Origin of the sequence: Thalassobacillus cyri, from assembly GCF_900107755.1 — a bacterium.
GTDB classification, from domain to species: Bacteria; Bacillota; Bacilli; order Bacillales; family Halobacillaceae; genus Thalassobacillus; species Thalassobacillus cyri.
Genome location: NZ_FNQR01000001.1, coordinates 218,356 through 238,853, shown reverse-complemented (window position 1 = coordinate 238,853; position 20,498 = coordinate 218,356). Strand labels below are relative to the sequence as shown.

Below are 20,498 nucleotides of genomic sequence, written 5' to 3'. Positions count from 1 at the left end.
AAAAAAAGACCGGGATGCCGGTCTGAGATAAAAAATATTCCCTTAGGGTTGTGGGAGGATAAACCACACACCCGATATCAGGAGAAGTGCCTTAACTACTGAGTTATCAAGGAAACTCTTAACCTTTTCAACGCTTCGTTTAATCATATTACACACTCCCCCTTTTAGGACTCGAACCTTAGACAAACTAGACGATAATACTGCTACAATAAAATCAATCATAGATATTAACAAACCTAGCATATCTCCCGCATCCCTAAAGGAACACCTATAGAATTATACCATAATATTATTTTCTGATTTTTAAACCCCTCTTCATCATATATTTTTCCAATGGTTGCACTTACTGGTTGGAAACAACGAGACGAATGCCGAATTTCTTTTTCAATCTTAGATAAATGTTATTTATACTCTCTAAAATCTCGGTGGCTCTTTCGGTAAAATCCTCTTCACTAAGGGGGTGTAGTACCTCTTTCCAGGTTTGATTATTTAGCTGGTAATGCATTTGAAATACTTCTAAGCCAAAACTCTGAATTTGGATATAATTTTCACTTGGATTGACTACTAAAACTATATCTTTATCTTTGGTAGCATAAATTTTCTCACTTTGATTCTTTATACCGAATATCAGGAATGTCTCAAGCAATGATAGTATTTCTTTTTCAAATAACGTTACTATCACTCTATAGTCACACCCTTCTTAATTTTAATGAGCATAAAAAAATAGATTTTGTAGAGTAGAGATCCTTTAGAAAAGAAATCACAATAATATACCTTCGCCCCTTATTTATCCTACTTATTTAATCAGTTAGGTTTAACCCGTACAACTATAGTATCTTCATGAAACCACCTAAAGCTTCCAACTGCATGACTAACATCAAAACTTGATTGATCAATTGTAGCAGCAAAAAAACCATCTATTCTTCTTCCTCTTTCTAGTCTAAACACCACATCCGAACCGTCCATTTTAAACAATTGCCCTTTTTTAGTTATATACTCCTTCAAAGCTTTCGGAGTTTCAGATTCCCCATCCTCGTGATGTTTCTTTAGCTCGCTATCTAAAAATGAATCTGAAGAATATTCAAAAAAGCTTTTAATACTAATCGCTTCTATCTGTTCAGCAATTGTAAAAGCCTCATTTTCCATCCCAGAATCAATTAAATGCAATATCTTATCTCTTTTTTCTTTGTATTCAGAAGTATTAACCTTACTTTTCACCTTGACTGATATTTCAACAAGCTCAATAGCACATTTCTTTATTTCGTTAATAGTGACCTTTCGTTTACAGTCCATAAGATTATCACTCCTGTTGGAAAAAAATTGCACATAGTTATATTCGACAAATTACATCCTTCCACCTCTTCTATATCAGAAACCAATGTAAATAAATAGGTATTTAAACTAAATAAACCATTAAATTATTTTCCCTCTTCTTTATAAGGACATCGGACTAAAAGCATTGAAGATACCATTTTATCATTGGCGCGTAATTATTTTTTTTTAATTTAAGCGTTGATAAAGACTTTCAGCTTAAAGGATACTAAAGAAACCGCATAAAAAAGGAAGGGTGTTTTAATTGAAAACCAATTTTAATGAACAAAACTTGGAATTAACTGTAATAAAGAACCTAAAAGAAAATGGATTGCCTATTGTAAGGCGCATGGAGTTTAGAAATGCTGATCTTGCTGCTTACACATTAAATGAGAAAGGGGACCTTGTTCCGGAAGTTGTTGTAGAAATAAAAAAGGAACCAAGTAAAGAAGCACAAATGCAATTAATGAGGTCCGCAGAATCATTACAAACACCATACGCATTATTAGCAACGCCAGATCGCCTTATTTGGTTTGAATCTAGTACTTTCTTGCCTATTGAACCGCCTGTATTTGAAACAAAAAATAGATATATCGAAGATCCTGATCAACTAAATCAAGTCTTTAAATACATTCTTGATTTAATCCGAGAAAATATTTACTCATCTAAGTACTGGCTATATATGCTACAAGGCTTATTAGTAAGAACATATTTATTCGAAAAGTCTTCAATAGAACAATGGTATGAGTTAAGCCAAGATAACTACTTTGAGTTACTTGAAACTGTTTATAAACACTATGAGATTGATCATTACGTAGAAAAACCAAAAATGCCAGAAAGAGCATTTCAACAATTCATTTGGAAGTTAGATGAAATTCCACCCATCTATTCAAAATACAATGAGATTATTTTGAACCATATGGAGAGAAATGGATCTACAGGAGCACACATGACTTCTCCACCTGTAAAAGATCTTTTTACAGATATTATAAATACATTAAACCTAAATCGCTTCTCTGTTCTCGATATGGGTGTAGGATATGGAACAATCGCAACCTCCTTATTAAATAGCAATAATAACATTGAAAAGTTGACAGCAATTGAGAAGAACCCTTCTATATTTGGCTACTATAAGATGTTGAATATTGTTAGTGGTCAAAATAAATCAGAAGTAGTTTTGGGGGATGTCCTAAGCTCAGAGAATAATTTACAAGAGGCTGACGTCGTCGTAGTTGATCCGCCGTTAGGAGGGTTCCAAGAGAAACGGGATGATATCTCTAACTTCCAAGTTGCAACAGAAGGAAGAACAGTAAGCACATTGGATCTATTTATGGAAAGGGCAACAGAGTTAGCTTCCCCGGGTGGTTATGTCGTTGCTTTAGTTCCCGAATCCTTCTTATTTAATGAAAAATCTAATTTTACACGGTCATTACTAAAAGACCGGATGATCATTGAATCCATTATCAGCCTGCCCCCTCACTCTCTAAAGCCATATACGAGTGTAAAGGTTAGTATGTTAATCCTAAGAAAGAAAAAACACAAGAAGGAAACGGGAGAGAATATCCTGCTTGCTAATTGTGAAACCATAGATCAATTTCCTAAGGCTGTAGCAGGCTATAAAAATTGGAAAAGTGGAGGGGATCTCGAATGAAAATGTTAAAAATTATGCCATATGAAGTGTTGGGACAAAATGATTGGTCCATTAACGCTTTACTTTCCTCTTTTGAGATAGAAAACAAGGGTCTTCCTCTTTCCGAATTAGTGGACTTTGATCCAGAAAAGGTAAGTAAAAGGAAGGATATTATTCCAGACCAAACTTACTCCTATGTTGATCTTAGTGCCGTATCTTCTGAAAAGGGTATTATTACTGACTACAAGTCCGTGCTTGGTGAGGACCTACCTTCCAGAGCAACACTTAAAGTTAAGACAGGCGACATTATCCTTTCCACAGTTAGACCGGAAAGAAATTTAGTCGCAGTTGTTGATGAGCACCTATCCGGAAGTATTATTAATAGTACTTTTACAGTTCTACGACCAAAAGAAAGAACGAATTTGTCACCATTCCTCTATTTCACACTACGTAGTGAGCAATTCCAACAAACTTTAAATTTAATTGCTAGAGGTACTGCCGTTCCAACTATTAGGGTGAAAGATTTAAAAGCTTTAAAATTACTCTTTAAAGATATAAAAGAGTCTTTAGTGAAGAAAGCCAATTCTCTTTATGATTATTGGCTTCACAAACAATCCAACAAAATCTCCTTAGAAAAAATTGTGGAAATTGTATTTGGTGAACACCTTCAAAGTGTAGATATGAACCATGCAACTTCCGAGTCATTAATAAAAGTAGTCCCTTATAATAAACTACAAAATCGACTAGATGTAGGTTTTTATATGACTCCTTCTGATAAAAAATCAATGGGACTTTCCTACTTCAAAGTTGAATGAATTAGCTATTAATTTCCGTTCAGGAGCTGCAATCCCTTCAAAAGAATATCAAGATGAAGGTGTTCCTTACGTAAGGATTAAAGATATGAAAAATGGCTCTATATCTATAGATGACGCTGTGTATGTCAGCGAAGATTTTGCTACAATTAATATTAGCAATAAAGCAATTTTACAAAATGAGAACATTTTGATTTCAAGAGTTGGTACAATTGGTAAATCAGCCTTTGTAACTAAAGAACTTGAAGGTTCTGTCACTAATCAACACATCACTATCATTCAAGTGGATAAAAATAAACTTTTGCCGGAATACTTCAACTTCTATATGCAAACTCCATGGGCTATTGAACAGTTAGAACAAAAAGCTACTGGAGCAGCCCAACAATTTATCAGACTTAAAGACATTAAAGAACTTAAAGTACCTGTTCCAGAGTTAGAAGAACAGCAAGCCATCGTTTCCGATATTAGTAAACAATTACAACTAAACTCAGATAAAGAACTTCAAGAAGAGATAATATCGTTCACCAAAAAACTTCTACAGCAAGATAGTACACGTCATTAAAACATTAGGAGGGGTCAATATTGAAGAACAAACTAAGTGAACGCGACGTCTGTACGAAATATATTACACCCGCTATTAAAAGTGCTGGATGGGACATAAACACTCAGATGAGAGAAGAAGTCACCTTTACTAACGGGCGTATTATAGGACAAAAAGGAAAATTCACCCGAAAAAAAGGAAAACGCGCAGATTATATCTTGTATTACAAGCCCAATATTCCATTAGCTATTGTAGAAGCTAAAGATATGGAGCATTCTGTAGGGTCTGGTATGCAACAAGCTTTAGAATATGCTGATATTCTTGATATTCCATTTGTCTTTAGCTCCAATGGAAAAGGATTCCTTTTTCACGATCGCACAGGCAATAACGAAACAAAAGAACAAGAGCTATCATTAGGTCAGTTTCCGTCTCCTGAACAATTGTGGAATTTATACCGGATGGCAGAGCAGATTGAAGAAAACGAAGAAGATATCATTACACAGGAATACTACACAGATGGCAGTGGAAAAACACCGCGTTACTACCAACGTGTAGCAATCAATCGAACTGTCGAGGCAGTCGCAAAAGGAAAAGATCGTTTATTGCTGGTTATGGCTACTGGAACCGGGAAAACCTATACAGCCTTTCAAATAATTTGGCGACTATGGAAGTCTCGCACGAAAAAACGTATCCTATTTCTTGCCGACCGAAATATACTAGTTGATCAGGCTAAGAGTAATGACTTCAAACCATTCAGAGGCCAAATGACCAAAATTAAAAACCGGCAAGTGGATAAATCTTATGAGATATATTTGTCCCTTTACCAGGGAATCACCGGTGCTGAAGAAGATAAAAACATTTACAAGCAATTCTCACCAGATTTCTTCGATTTAGTAGTCATAGATGAATGTCACAGGGGGAGCGCCTCAGAGGACTCTGCATGGAGAGAAATCTTAGAATACTTCTCTTCAGCAACTCACATCGGTTTAACGGCTACACCAAAAGAGACAAAAGACGTATCGAACATCCACTATTTCGGTGACCCAATTTATACGTACAGCCTCAAACAAGGTATTGAAGATGGATTTTTAGCTCCATACCGTGTCATTCGCTATACCTTAGACAAAGATGTTGAAGGCTGGCGCCCCGTTAAAGGCCAACGAGATCGATATGGTTATGAGATTGAAGATCGCATTTATAACCAAAAAGATTTCGACCGTAAGCTAATTATCGATGATCGCACAAAAGAAATTGCTAAAACTGTTACGAAGTATCTAAAAAATACGGATCGATTTCAAAAGACCATCATATTTTGTGCTAATATAGACCATGCCGAACGAATGCGTCAGGCTTTGGTTAATGAAAATGCAGATATGGTGGCCAAAAACCGTAAGTACGTAATGCGAATTACAGGCGATGATGATGAAGGTAAGCGTGAACTCGACAACTTTATCGACCCTTCTAACCCATATCCAGTGATTGCAGTAACTTCTAAATTAATGACTACCGGAGTAGATGCACAAACTTGTAAACTCATAGTCTTAGATTCTAATATTAATTCTATGACTGAATTCAAACAAATTATTGGTCGTGGAACACGTGTGAACGAAGAGTTTAACAAGTATAGCTTTACTATTATGGATTTTCGTAATGTAACACGTCATTTTGCAGACCCTGACTATGATGGACCTCCTGAGAGTATTTATGAACCAAACGATGGCGATCCGCCCACACCACCTGAAGATGATCCTGGAAATGAAGGTAAAGGTGACCTGCCTGGAGATGATGGATTTATCCCTGGGGGGCCAGGAGAACCATTTACTCCCGGAGATAACCCTGATGACAAACCTAGTGTTTACACAGTGGATAACGTCCAAATTAAAGTTCTTAATGAAAGAGTCCAATATATCGGAGATGACGGAAAACTCATTACGGAATCTTTGAAAGACTACACCAAAAAGACAGTCCAAAAAGAGTATGCTTCTCTAGATGAGTTCTTACAAAAATGGCGAGATGCAGACCGTAAAGAAGTGATTATTGAAGAGCTGTTGGAGCAAGGAATACTATTAGATGCGCTTCAAGAAGAAGTTGGTAAAGACCTTGACCCTTTCGATCTCATAGCACACGTTGCTTTTGACCAAAAACCATTGACCCGGAAAGAGCGTGCTGAAGGTGTAAAACAAAAACAAGATTACTTCGCTAAATATGGAGACAAAGCTAAGAAAGTCCTTGAAATCCTTCTAGATAAGTACGCTGATAACGGTGTTGAAAATCTTGAAAGCATGGAAGTTTTAAAGCTTCCTGATCTGCAAGAAGAAGGATCTGTATTGGAAATTGTCAAAGCGTTTGGTGGAAAAAAAGAATACCAGCAAGCAGTTAGCGAACTCGAAGATGTAATCTATCAATAGGATAAAAGGAGACGAATACCTCATGAGTATTACAAGTATTATTAAATCAATTCAAGACATCATGCGACAAGATGTGGGCGTCGATGGAGATGCCCAGCGCATTTCCCAAATTGTATGGATGATTTTTCTTAAAATCATTGATGATAAAGAAATGGAATTAGAATTGATGGAAGATAACTATGAATCCCCTATTCCAGAAGAAATTCGATGGAGAAACTGGGCGGCTGATGATGAAGGAATGACTGGAGAAGAGTTGTTAGACTTCATTGATAACAAACTTTTCCCAACTTTAAGCGAGCTCCCAAATGTACAAGAAGGCACACGTGGAATTATTGTAAAAGAGGTATTCCAAGACTCTTATAACTACATGAAATCAGGAACACTTATTCGTCAGGTAGTAAATAAGATTAACGAAATAGATTTTAATAGTTCTGAAGAGCGCCATCTATTCAATGACTTTTATGAAGGATTTTTAAAAGACCTTCAGAGTGCTGGTAATGCAGGTGAATATTACACTCCACGTGCCGTAACACAATTTATGGTGGATATGGTAAAACCACAACTAGGAGAAAAAGTATTGGACCCAGCCAGTGGAACAGGTGGATTTTTAGCTTGTTCACTTAACCATTTAAAAGAGCAAGCTAAAACCGTAGAGGAACGAAAGGTGTTAGATAAAACAATTCTTGGGGTAGAAAAAAAGCCCCTCCCCCACGTATTAGGGATGACCAATTTAATTCTAAATGATGTTGAAATTCCAAATATTCAACGTGATAACTCGTTAACTTACCCACTAAGAGACATTAAATCAAAGGATAAAGTAGATATTGTTGTAACTAACCCTCCCTTTGGGGGAATTGAAGAAGATGGTATTCAAGCTAATTTCCCTGCAGCACTTCAAACAAAAGAAACAGCTGATCTTTTTATTGCTCTCATTTTAGCAAAGCTAAAAGATTATGGTAGAGCAGCAGTGGTTTTACCTAACGGGTTTCTATTCGGCGAAGGTGTTAAAACCCGTCTTAAGGAAAAGTTAATTAGCGAATGTAATTTGCATACCATCGTAAGGCTTCCAAAAGGAGTATTTAATCCTTATACTGATATTCAAACAAACCTTCTCTTCTTCGAGAAAGGAAAAGAAACTAAGGATATATGGTACTTTGAGCATCCTTATCCAGAAGGTTATAAAAACTATACAAAAACCAAACCAATTAGAATTGAAGAATTTGATTTGGAAAAACAATGGTGGAATAACCGTGAGAAAAACAAATATGCTTGGAAAGTTAATATTGATGAAATTAAAGAACGAAATTATAATCTAGATATCAAAAACCCTTTCCAAATAGAAGCAGAAAACCTTTCTCCAGAAGAAGCTTATAAGCGTTATCAAGAAGCTAAAATAAGTGTTCAAAATACAAAGCAACAATTGGCCGATGAATTAGCTTCTATCTCTAGGAGGGATAAATAATGAAAAACCTCACTCATTATTTATCTAATGCAGTTCATACAGAAGAAGACGTAAATAAATTAAAGCAGTACATCTTAAACCTTGCAGTAAGAGGTAAATTAATTGACAACTCCTCCTCTGAACTTAAACACCAAAATACTATTGAAGGAGATAATGAGGAGGAAACCCTTTACGAGATACCTAAGTCCTGGAGATGGGTTACGTTAGAAGATATTCTTATGTTTAAGAATGGCTATGCTTTTAAAAGTGACACTTATATAAAAAACTCAAATTACCAAGTAATAAGGTTAGGTAATGTAAAGAATGATAAATTACTTGTGGAAAATAAAGAAGTATATATACCAAAAGAAATTGCCTTAAGTTGTAAAGATTTTAGAATCAAGGATAAAGATATTTTAGTTACTATGACAGGTACTAAAGGGAAAAGAGATTATTTTTATACTTGTTTATTCGACAGTAAAATTGAAGAAAAAACCAACAAACAATTCTTTCTTAATCAAAGAGTAGGGATATTAAGAGCTAACAATTCAGTTAAGCCTGAATTAGTAAACATATTTCTTAAATCAAAATCCATTTTAGATTTAGTCTTTACGTTTGAAACAGGAACAGCTAATCAAGGAAACCTTGGAACTCGTGCAATAAAAAGAATTCCTTTCCCGTTACCTCCATACGAAGAACAAGAATCAATTATCACTAAAGTAAAAGAATTATTTACTTTGTGCGATAAATTAGCGATAGATATTCAATACAAAAACAAGCATTCAACAAAATTAAACAAAACAATATTTTCAGAAGTTCTTGGTCATAACAATGATAACATGCATGAAAATCTTAATTTCATAGTAGATAACATTAATGACCTTTTAGAAAATAAAGAAGATATTTCTCTACTTCGCAAAGCAATTTTAAGCCTTGGTATTAGAGGAAAGTTATCTGTAAGTAATCCAAGTGATGATTCTGCTAGTAAGTTATTAGAAGAGATGAAAGAAGAAAAAAATAGATTAATTAAAAATAAAAGCCTAAGGGTTTCTAAATTAAATAAAGAACATTCAGTAACTACCGATATACCTGAAAATTGGAAAAAAGTTAAAATCGGCGACTTAATGGAGCCAATTAATGGAAAATCGTTCAAAACCAGCGAATGGTCAAACGAGGGTGTCCCTATTATAAGAATACAAAACCTAAATAATAAACACGCCCCATTTAATTATTATAATGGTGAAACTGCAATCCCCGAAAAATATCATGTTAGTACAGGTGATTTATTAATTGGTTGGTCTGGTACCCCTGGCACCTCTTTTGGTGCTTTTATATGGGATAGAGGTTTTTCATACCTAAATCAGCATATATTTAAAGCTAAGCTATTCTCAAGTAATTTAGATCCAGTTTACTTGAAGCACGCTATAAACGCGGTGTTAGAAATTATGATAAGTCAAGCAAGAGGCGGGGTCGGATTGAAACATGTCACAAAATCACAGTTTGTCAATATTGAAGTGGGGCTTCCACCAATTTCTGAACAAAAACAGATTGTACATGAAATTAATAAATTGTTCTTATTATGCAATCAATTAGAAGAACAATTAGATCAACAGAATGATCTTCAAGAAAAATTCATGAATTCAATTATCCAATAAGAGGTGCCCCTTAAGGGTACCTCTTATTAAATTATGTGATTTCTTAGGAATTTTCAATATCACTGAATTAACATCATTAGGTTCCTTGTAGATATATATAATACTTTTTACCCCTTATCCTTATTTCATCCTATAATTATCAGCAACTTCCACTTGGTCCGCGCTTACATGTTTGGCCATGCAGCACTTCCTCCTCTCTAAAATTAGATATAAAAAAAGACAGGGAGAAAACTCCCTGCCTAGCGTTCAACCTCTACTTTTTGTTTTTCCTTCTGCTGAAAATCCTCCTTATTCCCCCTTTCCATTCTTCATTTCCGAAGTGGTGCTTTCTTTTTCTTTCTCTTCATGGAACTCTCGATCCAACTTACTTTCAATTTGAGATAGTCGCTGTTCTCCACGCTCCGTTAATGGTAGTTCTTTTAATTCTTGAAGAGATTCTTTCTTAAGCTGGTACACCTCTTCCTTGCTGTGAGTCTCTTGAAAAGCACGCATCTGGTTTAGTCGTACTTGTCGGTCAGCGTTTCCTTCTTTATCTAATTCTTTTCCGACCGTGGGTTCAATATAGTTCATGAGTTCCTTCTTATAAGAGTCTTTGAAGTCTTGGTGGGAATACTACTCTTCTTGCTTTTTTTCCTTGCCAAACGTTCCGCTATACCTCTCAGACTTGCTCACTTGGCTTCTGTACATATCCCGAAGCTTTTCTGAAGGTAACTTCTCCCTTTCTTGTTTCTCCTCTTCCACTTCATGTTTTTGCTCTTTAGCTTCCATACTTTTCTCCCCTTCCATTTCTTGTTCCATTGATTCTCCAATGGTCATAAAGAATTCTTTTGCTGTTGACTGAACCTCTTGTAATAGAATAGCTTTTCATGGTCTTTAAATTCATGGTCTTTTGTCCAGTGATGCAGATAATCCAATGAGTAGTCACTGGTATCAATATTGAAATAAGATGCAACGGTATAAGCAGTCATTTCTGCTTGAAATTCTTTCTCTGGTTTAGTGTAGTCATTCATGTTTTCCTTTGTATGAAGCTTGGCATGAGTTAGTTCATGTAACAGAGTCTTTGTGTCCTGTCGCTCCGAATTACGTGGATTAAGAGCTACTTCTCCTAGCCCGGTATAACTCACTCCTTTGGCTGCCCCTAACTCTTTATAAGGCACTACAATTCGTATCTTATTTTTCTCAGCTATATCCTCCATCCCTCTTCTAAGCTGACTGTAGTTTTCAACCTTTCCATCTATCCATTTGTTAGGAAAAATCTGGGGTAGATCTTTTTGAGTAGCTGATGTTTGTGAAACATCGAATACACTTCCTGTAGAATAAATAAGACGGCCATCTCGTTTGTCGAGTTGACCGTCTTTAACTAATTGCTTTTCTTTTTTCGTCGCATACTTTAAAGTTTTCCATTCACCCTCTTCATTTTGAATTTGCTGACCTAATCGATTGGGCGCGAGAATTTTTAAACTTTTCTCTCCTTTGTTTACGGGAAATACTCTTTCTTTCCAGAATGCATAGGAACCTACAGCTTCAGCACCTGGAAACTGAGAATCAGATACTCTTTCATTTGTTCAGGAGAATGAAAGTGATTGGAGATGCTCTTTTCCATCCCTTCCGTCAATTGATTGATCACCTCTTTAAATAGTTCGGCGTTTTTATTTCTATGGAGCATTTAGTCCTCGCCATAATATTCATGAGCTCTTTCATTTGCTCTGGTTCTATGACATTAATGCTTTTTTGTCTTCACACAAGGATGTGTAAGTTTTCTTAATTTACTAAACCTAGACGCTTAAAACATTCGTTTCATAGCTTCTACATAAATTTTGATATAATTAAGATAATAATCCAAATGGGGTGAGTTAAATGAAAGCAACAGAAACTAACCTATTGCAATTTCTAAAAGGGCCAAAACAATTTGTTATTCCTATTTATCAACGTACATATAGTTGGACTAAGAAACAGTGTGCACAACTCTGGGGAGATATTGAAAGAGCGGCCAAGAACGAAAATTTATCTGGACATTTTATGGGTTCGGTCGTTTACGTAGAAAAGGGGCTTTATCATGTAACCTCAGTCCCTAAGTTATTAGTTATTGATGGCCAACAACGTTTAACGACTCTCAGTTTAATTCTCAATGCTTTTTCTCAATTAATCGAAGAAGAGGAAAAAAAAGCGACTTTAATAACTGCTAAAAAAACAAGGAACTACTATCTATTAAACCAAGATGAAGAAGAGGAAGAACACTATAAACTCCTTCTGACCCAGAAAGATAGAAATACTTATATAGATTTATTGGAGAAAAGAGAATTAGATCAGGAATATTCAAATAGAGTAGTAGAGAATCATTATTTCTTTAAAGAAACCATGAAGAGAAGTGAGTTGACTTTAGATGAAATATATAAAGGCATTAGTAAATTAATTATGGTAGATATTTCATTAGATCGAGACAAAGACAATCCCCAATTGATATTTGAAAGCTTAAACTCCACAGGTCTTGACCTCTCACAAGCTGACTTAATCCGCAACTATTTCCTGATGGGATTGGAAGAAAAAGAACAACAAAGGTTGTATAAGAATTATTGGTATAAGCTCGAGAAAAGGTTTGGCCATTTAGAAGATACCCGCTATTTTGACCGCTTTATTCGTGATTATTTAACGCTTAAAACAGGGAACATTCCGAAAATTGGATTTGTATACGAAGCTTTTAAGAGTTATGTTCAGCAAAATCCACATAACTCAATCGATGAGATTATCCAAGATGTATTTAAATATGGGAATTATTATATAAATTTAACCCTAAGAGAAGATGATCATTTGCTGGAAGAAAAGTTTAAAGATATACGCACACTAAAAGTCGATGTTTCTTACCCGTTCCTTCTTAAAGTGTACGATGACTATACGAGGAAGGTTATTGATAAGGAAGAATTTATAGAGGTTCTCACAATTATAAGCAGTTATGTGTTTCGACGAGCTATATGCGGGATTCCTACAAACTCTCTGAACAATACATTCGCTTCATTCATTAAAGAAGTCGATGAATCAAATTATATAAACAGTTTAAAGGCTTCCCTATTAGTAAAAACAAGCTATCGCCGTTTTCCATCTAATGAAGAATTCAAACGTGAATTAGTTATAAAAGATGTTTACAACTTTAGGAATCGTAATACTCTACTGCGGAAGCTAGAAAATTTTGATAGGAAAGAACCAATCAGTGTAGAGAACTATACGATTGAACATATTATGCCACAAAATAAAAATTTATCAGTGGAATGGCAGTATGAACTAGGATCTGAATGGAAACAAACTCATGAAGTATTCCTACACACTCTTGGTAATTTAACACTCACTGGGTACAATTCAGAATTAAGCGATCGATCATTTCAAGAAAAATCAAATCTTAAAGGTGGGTTCAAGGATAGTCCATTATGGTTAAATCGTAGTATTGCAATAAAAGAAAAGTGGGAAGAATCTGCTATTAAGGAAAGAGCAAAAATTTTAGCTGAAAGAGCACTCAAAGTATGGCCTTCTCCTGACTTGAGTGAGGAAGAACTATCTAAATACAGATTACAAAATTCTCGCAATAATGAACAAGGGTATAGCTTAAATTATCACAAAAATTCCTTCAGTCCTGAAACTTTTAGAATCTATGAAGAGTTAAAAATGAGAATTTTAAATTTTGATAGTGAGATAACAGAGGAATTTAAGAAACACTATATTGCTTATAAAATAGAGGGGCGAAATTTTGTAGACATCGAACCTCTAAAAGCACATTTAAAGATTTGGTTAAATGTAAAAGCAAATAGTTTGCATGATCCTCACCATTTAACCAAAGATGTATCCAATATAGGTCATCGAGGGAATGGTGATTTAGAGCTAAAGATTACCCCTAATTTAAATCTGGAACAAGTTATGGATTTGATCAAACAATCCTATGAGCATAATGTTGAGTATGCTTAAACTTTTATTAAAGTAAAAAATGAGCCCCTAATAGGGAACCTTAAGGCTGTCGAGAAAGTCTCGACAGCCTTTTTTTTCTCCCCATTTTTTAATTATAATACGGCGTATGCTTTGTTTCATTCGCGAAAAGAAACGTCAAAATGAAATTGAAATGGTGACTATGAAGAGTAACGTGCCCCTATGTGATTCTTTTAGACTAATTCAAGTTTACTTACTTTTTCATAAATAATACTGATCGACTCTGGCAGTATTTTAAACCTTTTAAATTTATTGGTAAGATAGACTTAAAATATTATAAGGAGGTAAACATAAATGAACAAAGAAGATTTATTTAATTTACCTATACTTACATATAACCAAATACGTGAAAGAGGACATAGACACCAAGGTGGTATCTATAAACCAAAAGATGAGAAGCATGTACGTACTATAGTTACGAATGTTGGTGAAGTTGAACGTAATTACGATGACAATCTAAGTGATGATTTGATATTAAGTTATTTTGGTCGTGGTCGAGAAAGAGACCAAACCCTGAATGATTACGATAATAGAGCACTTTCACTTAACTTAGAGGATGATGTTCCTGTACGTGTATTTCAAGGTACTAGTAACAAATATAGAGATTGGGGGTTTTGGAGAGTTGTTAACTTAGATACTATTACCGGTGAGGATGGATTCGAGAAGTTAATTTATACATTGGAACCACACATACTAGAAAGTGAAGAGTTCTATGATGATCCTCGCAATGATTCGTTAAATTTAACCACCACACGTTATATCACCAAGAAAATAAGAATGGTTAACCAACAAATTCGATATGCTCCAGAATTACGAGAATTAAAAGAAAAGTATAATCATATCTGTCAGGTAGATGATGAACATATATTGGAAGGTAGGAAAGGAAAAAAATCAGAGGTACATCATTTAGACCCTGTCGGCCCAGGTGGTGTATTAGTGTCGCCAAATCATGGTAATGAAATCGTTGTATGCCCTTCTTGTCATAGTTTATTTGATGATGGTTCTATATACATCGATCCTGCAGATGGTATAACTGTAAGGCATTGGAATAGTGATTCAAAGTATGAAGGAAAAAGACTTCGTTTAGTTGAAGGTCATGAACTAGATAGAAAGACATTATGGAATGTTTATAATAAGCATTATCGAAAAGAAAAATAAATGAAGCGTCTATAACACGAGACGCTTCATTTTCTTCCATATTATTTATTTTTGACTCAGTGAAAGTTCAACGTTAATTAAAGACAGAAAAAATAAACTTCTAATTTCATGTATTTTCAGTGACTTGCACTATAAAATTATTACATTCATCTTTACCATCATTATCAGTTCTCTTAGCTACTAGCACAATCAAAACTTAGTTTGTTCGATGCTTTACAAAAAATAGCAGCACATCAGGACGACGTCGTCCACTTCGATAGGATTTCCCTTTCTTTCCCAGTGACTTAGCCATTTTTTATTAACTTGTGAACAATAGGTACATCAGCAGGCAGAAAATCAAAACCATTTAACTTATTAACAGGCACAAATTTCATTTCTTCATGGACATTTAACTCATACGCCCCAGCAACCCTCTTCACATAAAAAGCCATAAGTCTAATTACACCAGAATCATACTTGTAAATACTTTCACCAAGATACTTACTTACTTTAACTTTTATTCCTAACTCCTCTCGTAATTCACGACGAAGAGCTCTTACATAAGTTTCGTTTGGTTTTACCTTTCCCCCTGGAAACTCCCACTTCCCAACAAGTTTATCTTCTCCCGCTCTTTTAGCAATTAATACTTTTCCATCTTCTATTATTATCCCAGCGGTAACGGATATAACATCAGCTGCGTGATGGTATTCTCTATGACAATTGGGGCAAAGTGCCACCGCATTCTTAACTGTATCTTCTCCTCCCTCGGCTAAAGGTTTCAGGTGATGAACTTCTAAATAAGGAGTGTAGTCATTAGCTCTAAGAAACGGTGCTGGTTTATAGCATTTTTCACAAACACCATCGGCCCGCTTTAACACTTCTGCAATAACATCGGCATTACGTTTAAATTGTGTAGAAGTTACAGTTAACTTATCAGGCACATTGTCAGCATTAGCTAAACGCTGCCTCCGATTACTATCAGAATCTCTTTTTGATTTATTAACTAGCTTTTGAATCTCTTGGTTATACTCTGCCTCTGTCATTATCTTTTCAGTGCTAATTGTATTAATTTTTTGGAGAATAAACCATCTGGAACCATCTTCTGGATCATATTCGTCCTTTTCATAACGGAAAATACCTTTTAAGATCAGCCTTGTACCTTCCTTTTGAAATACATAAATAGGAGTATTGGTAGTATTTGAATTTAATATTGCTCTATTATATTTATAATCTTTATTAAACACTTTCCTGGCACTATACATATAGTATTTCAATAGATTATTTGGTTCGATCCATTTATTAGGATATTTACCCTCTTCAAATGTTGCTTTTACGAAAATAGCTTGGTAATTTGGTTCCTCGCCAATCAAGTAAATTCCAGATTGCGTATCGTATGTTTGAGCAAATATCGATATATCCCAAGAAGTATAATCTTTACCTATTACAAAATCATCGAGTACCGTTACATCATCAATATATGGAGCGAACTTCTGAACAAACTCTGAATAGAGGTCTTCATATGTTTTAAGGTTTAATTCTTTAAATCGATCATAAAGATCCCTTTTTGGATCACCAACTGGCGGTACAATTTCAAATCTCTTTAAGTACCTATTTAAGTCACCGATCTTTTTAATACGATTAACGATTATTTTGGAGCGTTTCACTTTATTTTTATAAGTCTCTTCTAAATAAGGGTGTTCTAAAGCGGGGTCTTCTACTTCATCTACCACAAATCTAATAGCATCATCTATGTTCATAGAATCACCTCTTTTAAGATTTCTTATGTTGTTAACAATCTTTTGTAAAATTATGTCTATTCCCCAAGTATAACATAATAAAAATAGTAAATTAGATTATAGGAGAATTACTTACAGTAATAAATAAGTTGCCATCCAATTTGTCTGGATAACACCTAAACATGTTCTTTTTCTAGCGAATGTAAGCATTTAAAGTCTGGATATCGGGCACCTTAGCTTATTATTTATAATGTACTCCTTTTATCAATTTTTCTCTTAACACCGAAAGACTTGGTTGAATATTTTCCACATCAACGAAAAACAATTGCACCCTAGTTTCAACTCTATCGACATTTTGAAAGATTCAAAACTTATTTCAGCATCTCCAAACCTTCATTTACTGGGTAAATAAGCCATATTTCCGGAGTATTATAATTTTTAACACTTTTTTTGCAACCATTCTTTAAATTCATTTTCCCATTTGCTTCCAATAGTTGTATAATTGAAAGTATAGATGTGAGAGGGAGAAATGTAATGAAAATACGTAACTTGTTTATAGGGATTATTTTTTGTATATTAGTAGCCCCTTTTGTGGTTAATTTATTATTATCGTTTTCCACGCCAATTACTTTCGGTAGTAATTGGGAAAGCTTTTTTGGTAGTTACATTGGTTCTATTATTGGAGGTTTAACTGCGTTTTTTATCGCCTATTATCAAATAGAAAAACAAAAGAATTCAGCTAATAATAAAGAATTGAAAGAAAACCGTTCTTATATAATTGTCGAGGAATTTACTGCCCCTGTTGATTTATCAAATACAAAACATAAAGAATTTAGTAAGTTAGTTCTAAATGAATATTACGAAGAATTCAAATCCAATTACTCAAAAGCTGAACTGAAAAGCATAAGTATTCCTTATTACAAAATTAACCATAGGGGAATACCAGAGATAATACTTGATTGTAGTGTAGAATGTGAATTATCAGAGGATGAAGGTTACAAACAAACTTATAAAATTGAAGCACACATTGGAATTTTTGAAAAGGATATTGATGTATTTATTCCAATAGTAAAAGGTAAAGCCGAGAAGGTATATGTTAAGAGTGTTAAAGTAAATTATTCAACTATTAAGGGAGAAAAAATGCAATATTTCTTGGATATAGATAAAAAAGAAGAAAAGCACATTACCTTCTTGGAAAATAACAAAAAAGAAACAATATTTAATTTTAAAATAAACTCAAGTAATTGGATATTACCTAATAGTAAGCTATGATGATTCTCCGACAAAAGGACGTTGGCCGTTATGGATAGCGTCCTTTATTTTTGTACTAATAATTAATGGGATAAAGTAACTCTAAATATTGTTCCTCAATTCCCCTAAAAGCCTAAATTGGTTCAATAAAATTAGATATGAACTTTTCCTAAACCTATATTTTTCCTAAAAAATCATCACCTGAAATGCTTACATTATCTACCTTTTCTATTGACCTTATTAATTTGTTATCTTCATATTTCACTATTCCTTCACTATGGACAAAGCAATTCCTTATGTTGTGATAATCTCTTATCCTTTGCCGCTCCTGGGAATTCGTCGAAAAATCTAACTTTATGCCACCTGAAAGATAAGTCTTAGGCTTTTCAATCCCTTTTTCACTTATAGAATTATATTTAACCGATAAGTTCATTTTCTTTAATATTTCCTTAAATTATAGCCACGTACGTTCAATTCCATTCTACTCTTCCTCATTTTAGTAAAACTCTAATTTATCTTCTTCATAATCATAATTTTTTTGTTTTTTTAAAATTGTTTATCTTTTATTTGCACAATTAGATATGTTCTAAGTGCAATACCATTACCAATATTTTCATATTTACTCTCACTATGTGTTGGTCTTCTTTAGTCAATTTTTCCTTAGTTTTTGTAACTACCAACCTGGGCGACTCAATAACCTGAACATTACGTTAGCAAATAGTACATTACCAAAAGTGACAAGTAGCAGGGAAATATCAATAAGAATGGTATTAAATTAAATATTTGACCTGTATTCATATAACACCTCATTTACTAAATTGGTTCATTCGTCTTTCCTTTTAACGATTTCTTTTTCTACTTTTCTTGGCTTGTTTAAGCTTAAATTTTTTTTTGCCTGACTTTCTTTTCTTTGTATTTGGATTAGGCTGCTTAATAATTGCACGATCCTTAACAGATGGAGGAATAAGACCTCTTTTTTCAAAATATATATCATCAAATACCATAGACCAATTTGGGTCAAAAAAAATAAAGTGATTAGGTTTAGAAGCTTTCAAATCATCAAAACTCCCATTTTCTAGGTAATATCCAAGTATCTCTAACTCATCGGTAGTAATGAGGTAAGTATGATATCTTTCTCTTTCATCCAAATAATTTATGAATTCACTTTGGTTCTTTTTCATATATTTAATAGCTTCTAATCCAGTTTCCAAATCAAATATATTTGTAGCCCATGGGTATGGTTCATTATCCTCTTTTTTAAGTAAATATGATAAGTTAACTCCTATGATTCCCATGTCTTCCGCGGTAACAACTATACTATAGACTTTTTTCAACATACTTCTTTCAATAGTAACCAATTCTTCGCCCTTTGAATTATACAAGACCGTTGTTTCATTAGAATTTATAAGCTTCTTTAGATTATTTGCTTGGTTATATGCTTTTTGAATCCCACCATCACTGTTAAAGTCCCCCTTAATTCTTTTAAAAGCTTTATCAGGATTTCTGAATGGTTCTTTCACCTTAGAAGCTTTAATTTCAACGATTAACAAATAATTCTCAAATTTAATCACTAAATCATGTTCCTTTTGCGACTGATTATCCTCAAATACCGATGTATAATAATTTCCCTTCTCTTTAAAAAAACCTTTAAATAAATTCTCGGCTTTTTTCTCAGTTTGATGGTCTCTGTTTCTATAGAAATTTGATTTCAATTCACTGCTTTCCACTACAGTAATAAGCTGTAGGTAAATAGCATGTATTACTTGTTTATATAAAGGAACAAATAATACTTTGTCTGTCTTCTTCCAAATAGGTGATTTCTCAAAAGGGTTTGTTTCCGTATAATAAAAAAAATCTCTTTTCTTCCTTTCCATTGAGAACAACTCAATAAATCTTCCAGCTACCCCTTCACCAAATTCATTGATTAAATCATCAACTTTGACCTGGTGCATTAACTGTAATTCTTTTCCAAGTAAAAAATCATGGTCTTCCCCTACTTTTTTTTGGAGACTTTTAATATTATCCATTCTCTTCTGAATATTATTTTGGATAAAACGAAAAATATTAATTAGTTCCTCAACTGTTATACCAATTTGACCCTTAATATAATTTGAATAAGGTGAAAACCATACATTTAATCTATCTATTACTTGTTCTTCATATGTAAGAGAATTTGTATTAAAATAATTTAAAAAAACCTGCATGCTTACTTCTCTTGATTTAATCCATTGTTCATTAACATCTTCACCCTCTTCGGGTTCAAATAACTCACTATATAAATCAACTATTTCGTTTAGGTTTCCTTTGATTCTTTCAATTCTATCTTCTTGGAGTATTATTAACCTTTCATTTTCTTCACTAGATAAAATTAACCCTATTACATACAGGTATTGCTTAAAGGGAGAGCTTAAATTTGTCTTAGTAAAAATATCCTCTGCTGGGTTTATCATATTTCCAAATTCAGTAGCTATCAAGCCAATTAAAGATTCAGTATCAGTTTTGCTTAACATCTCTTTTAGAGAACTAATTTTTGCTTCTAGTTTATCGTAAACAGAATTACTCATGACACTACCTCATTTCCTATTAATTCTTTTTATGGTTTATTAT

Annotated in this window: 17 protein-coding genes; 9 read left to right on the top strand and 8 right to left on the bottom strand. The window is 33.8% G+C overall.

All coding sequences use genetic code 11. The features are described 5' to 3' along the window. Positions 1-343: 343 nt before the first annotated feature. Together BLV00_RS01115 and BLV00_RS01110 are read right to left on the bottom strand one after the other, a co-directional pair. Positions 344-682, bottom strand: coding sequence for a hypothetical protein (locus BLV00_RS01115; RefSeq protein ID WP_093041343.1), 339 nt, complete (start codon positions 680-682; stop codon positions 344-346). A gap of 122 nt (positions 683-804) precedes the next feature. After that, on the bottom strand, positions 805-1,293 hold the full coding sequence (locus BLV00_RS01110) for a hypothetical protein (protein WP_093041342.1): 489 nt from the start codon (positions 1,291-1,293) through the stop codon (positions 805-807). A 283-nt stretch (positions 1,294-1,576) separates the two neighbouring features. On the opposite strand from BLV00_RS01110, the gene BLV00_RS01105 reads away from it, so the two are divergent. Genes BLV00_RS01105 through BLV00_RS01080 form a run of 6 tightly spaced genes read left to right on the top strand, consistent with a single transcriptional unit; the run spans position 1,577 to position 9,798 of the window. Further along, entirely contained in the window at positions 1,577-2,962 is a 1,386-nt protein-coding gene (locus BLV00_RS01105; RefSeq protein WP_093041340.1) for an N-6 DNA methylase, read from the top strand. Continuing rightward, positions 2,959-3,756, top strand: coding sequence for a restriction endonuclease subunit S domain-containing protein (locus tag BLV00_RS01100; RefSeq protein ID WP_093041338.1), 798 nt, complete (start codon positions 2,959-2,961; stop codon positions 3,754-3,756). Before BLV00_RS01105 ends, BLV00_RS01100 begins: the two co-directional genes overlap by 4 nt. Then, a complete protein-coding gene (locus BLV00_RS01095) occupies positions 3,749-4,315 on the top strand; it encodes a restriction endonuclease subunit S (RefSeq protein ID WP_176791275.1) in 567 nt (188 codons plus the stop codon). The genes BLV00_RS01100 and BLV00_RS01095 overlap by 8 nt, the downstream gene beginning before the upstream one ends. A 17-nt stretch (positions 4,316-4,332) precedes the next feature. Beyond that, the gene (gene hsdR / locus BLV00_RS01090) at positions 4,333-6,702 is read left to right on the top strand and encodes an EcoAI/FtnUII family type I restriction enzme subunit R (RefSeq protein WP_093041332.1); all 2,370 of its coding nucleotides are present in this window, start codon (positions 4,333-4,335) and stop codon (positions 6,700-6,702) included. A 22-nt stretch (positions 6,703-6,724) separates the two neighbouring features. Further along, positions 6,725-8,164, top strand: a complete 1,440-nt coding sequence (locus BLV00_RS01085) for a type I restriction-modification system subunit M (protein WP_093041330.1) — start codon at positions 6,725-6,727, stop codon at positions 8,162-8,164. After that, a complete protein-coding gene (locus BLV00_RS01080) occupies positions 8,164-9,798 on the top strand; it encodes a restriction endonuclease subunit S (protein WP_093041327.1) in 1,635 nt (544 codons plus the stop codon). The genes BLV00_RS01085 and BLV00_RS01080 overlap by 1 nt, the downstream gene beginning before the upstream one ends. A 288-nt stretch (positions 9,799-10,086) precedes the next feature. On the opposite strand, the gene BLV00_RS22210 is transcribed toward BLV00_RS01080, so the two are convergent. From BLV00_RS22210 to BLV00_RS22195, 4 genes are all read right to left on the bottom strand, one after another. Next, positions 10,087-10,368, bottom strand: a complete 282-nt coding sequence (locus tag BLV00_RS22210) for a hypothetical protein (RefSeq protein WP_245728698.1) — start codon at positions 10,366-10,368, stop codon at positions 10,087-10,089. Between the two features lie 42 nt (positions 10,369-10,410). Continuing rightward, positions 10,411-10,614 carry a hypothetical protein gene (locus BLV00_RS22205; protein ID WP_245728696.1) on the bottom strand — a complete coding sequence of 68 codons (204 nt, stop codon included), beginning with the start codon at positions 10,612-10,614 and terminating at the stop codon, positions 10,411-10,413. Further along, complete coding sequence (locus tag BLV00_RS22200) at positions 10,611-10,994, bottom strand: ImmA/IrrE family metallo-endopeptidase (protein WP_245728694.1); 384 nt, start codon at positions 10,992-10,994, stop codon at positions 10,611-10,613. Before BLV00_RS22200 ends, BLV00_RS22205 begins: the two co-directional genes overlap by 4 nt. A 320-nt stretch (positions 10,995-11,314) precedes the next feature. Next, a complete protein-coding gene (locus BLV00_RS22195; RefSeq protein ID WP_245728692.1) occupies positions 11,315-11,464 on the bottom strand; it encodes a hypothetical protein in 150 nt (49 codons plus the stop codon). 191 nt (positions 11,465-11,655) lie between these two features. On the opposite strand from BLV00_RS22195, the gene BLV00_RS01070 reads away from it, so the two are divergent. Beyond that, entirely contained in the window at positions 11,656-13,749 is a 2,094-nt protein-coding gene (locus BLV00_RS01070) for a DUF262 and DUF1524 domain-containing protein (protein WP_093041325.1), read from the top strand. 312 nt (positions 13,750-14,061) lie between these two features. Then, positions 14,062-14,925: a YDG/SRA domain-containing protein gene (locus BLV00_RS01065; protein ID WP_093041321.1), complete on the top strand. Its 864-nt coding sequence runs from the start codon at positions 14,062-14,064 to the stop codon at positions 14,923-14,925. A gap of 284 nt (positions 14,926-15,209) precedes the next feature. On the opposite strand, the gene BLV00_RS01060 is transcribed toward BLV00_RS01065, so the two are convergent. Continuing rightward, positions 15,210-16,661: an NUDIX domain-containing protein gene (locus BLV00_RS01060; protein WP_218131872.1), complete on the bottom strand. Its 1,452-nt coding sequence runs from the start codon at positions 16,659-16,661 to the stop codon at positions 15,210-15,212. 513 nt (positions 16,662-17,174) lie between these two features. Between BLV00_RS01060 and BLV00_RS01055 the strand changes: the two genes are divergently transcribed. Next, complete coding sequence (locus tag BLV00_RS01055; protein WP_093041318.1) at positions 17,175-17,912, top strand: hypothetical protein; 738 nt, start codon at positions 17,175-17,177, stop codon at positions 17,910-17,912. 818 nt (positions 17,913-18,730) lie between these two features. On the opposite strand, the gene BLV00_RS01045 is transcribed toward BLV00_RS01055, so the two are convergent. Further along, positions 18,731-20,455 carry a hypothetical protein gene (locus tag BLV00_RS01045; RefSeq protein WP_093041312.1) on the bottom strand — a complete coding sequence of 575 codons (1,725 nt, stop codon included), beginning with the start codon at positions 20,453-20,455 and terminating at the stop codon, positions 18,731-18,733. Positions 20,456-20,498 lie beyond the last annotated feature (43 nt).

What these genes read in the sequence shown, in the direction of transcription:
- BLV00_RS01060 (WP_218131872.1), bottom strand. Translation starts at nt 16,661, where the DNA reads ATGAACATAGATGATGCTATTAGATTTGTGGTAGATGAAGTAGAAGAC.
- BLV00_RS22200 (WP_245728694.1), bottom strand. Translation starts at nt 10,994, where the DNA reads ATGGAGGATATAGCTGAGAAAAATAAGATACGAATTGTAGTGCCTTAT.
- BLV00_RS01085 (WP_093041330.1), top strand. Translation starts at nt 6,725, where the DNA reads ATGAGTATTACAAGTATTATTAAATCAATTCAAGACATCATGCGACAA.
- BLV00_RS01070 (WP_093041325.1), top strand. Translation starts at nt 11,656, where the DNA reads ATGAAAGCAACAGAAACTAACCTATTGCAATTTCTAAAAGGGCCAAAA.
- BLV00_RS22205 (WP_245728696.1), bottom strand. Translation starts at nt 10,614, where the DNA reads ATGACCATTGGAGAATCAATGGAACAAGAAATGGAAGGGGAGAAAAGT.
- BLV00_RS01065 (WP_093041321.1), top strand. Translation starts at nt 14,062, where the DNA reads ATGAACAAAGAAGATTTATTTAATTTACCTATACTTACATATAACCAA.
- BLV00_RS22195 (WP_245728692.1), bottom strand. Translation starts at nt 11,464, where the DNA reads ATGCTCCATAGAAATAAAAACGCCGAACTATTTAAAGAGGTGATCAAT.
- BLV00_RS01045 (WP_093041312.1), bottom strand. Translation starts at nt 20,455, where the DNA reads ATGAGTAATTCTGTTTACGATAAACTAGAAGCAAAAATTAGTTCTCTA.
- BLV00_RS01110 (WP_093041342.1), bottom strand. Translation starts at nt 1,293, where the DNA reads ATGGACTGTAAACGAAAGGTCACTATTAACGAAATAAAGAAATGTGCT.
- BLV00_RS22210 (WP_245728698.1), bottom strand. Translation starts at nt 10,368, where the DNA reads ATGAACTATATTGAACCCACGGTCGGAAAAGAATTAGATAAAGAAGGA.
- BLV00_RS01055 (WP_093041318.1), top strand. Translation starts at nt 17,175, where the DNA reads ATGAAAATACGTAACTTGTTTATAGGGATTATTTTTTGTATATTAGTA.
- BLV00_RS01080 (WP_093041327.1), top strand. Translation starts at nt 8,164, where the DNA reads ATGAAAAACCTCACTCATTATTTATCTAATGCAGTTCATACAGAAGAA.
- BLV00_RS01100 (WP_093041338.1), top strand. Translation starts at nt 2,959, where the DNA reads ATGAAAATGTTAAAAATTATGCCATATGAAGTGTTGGGACAAAATGAT.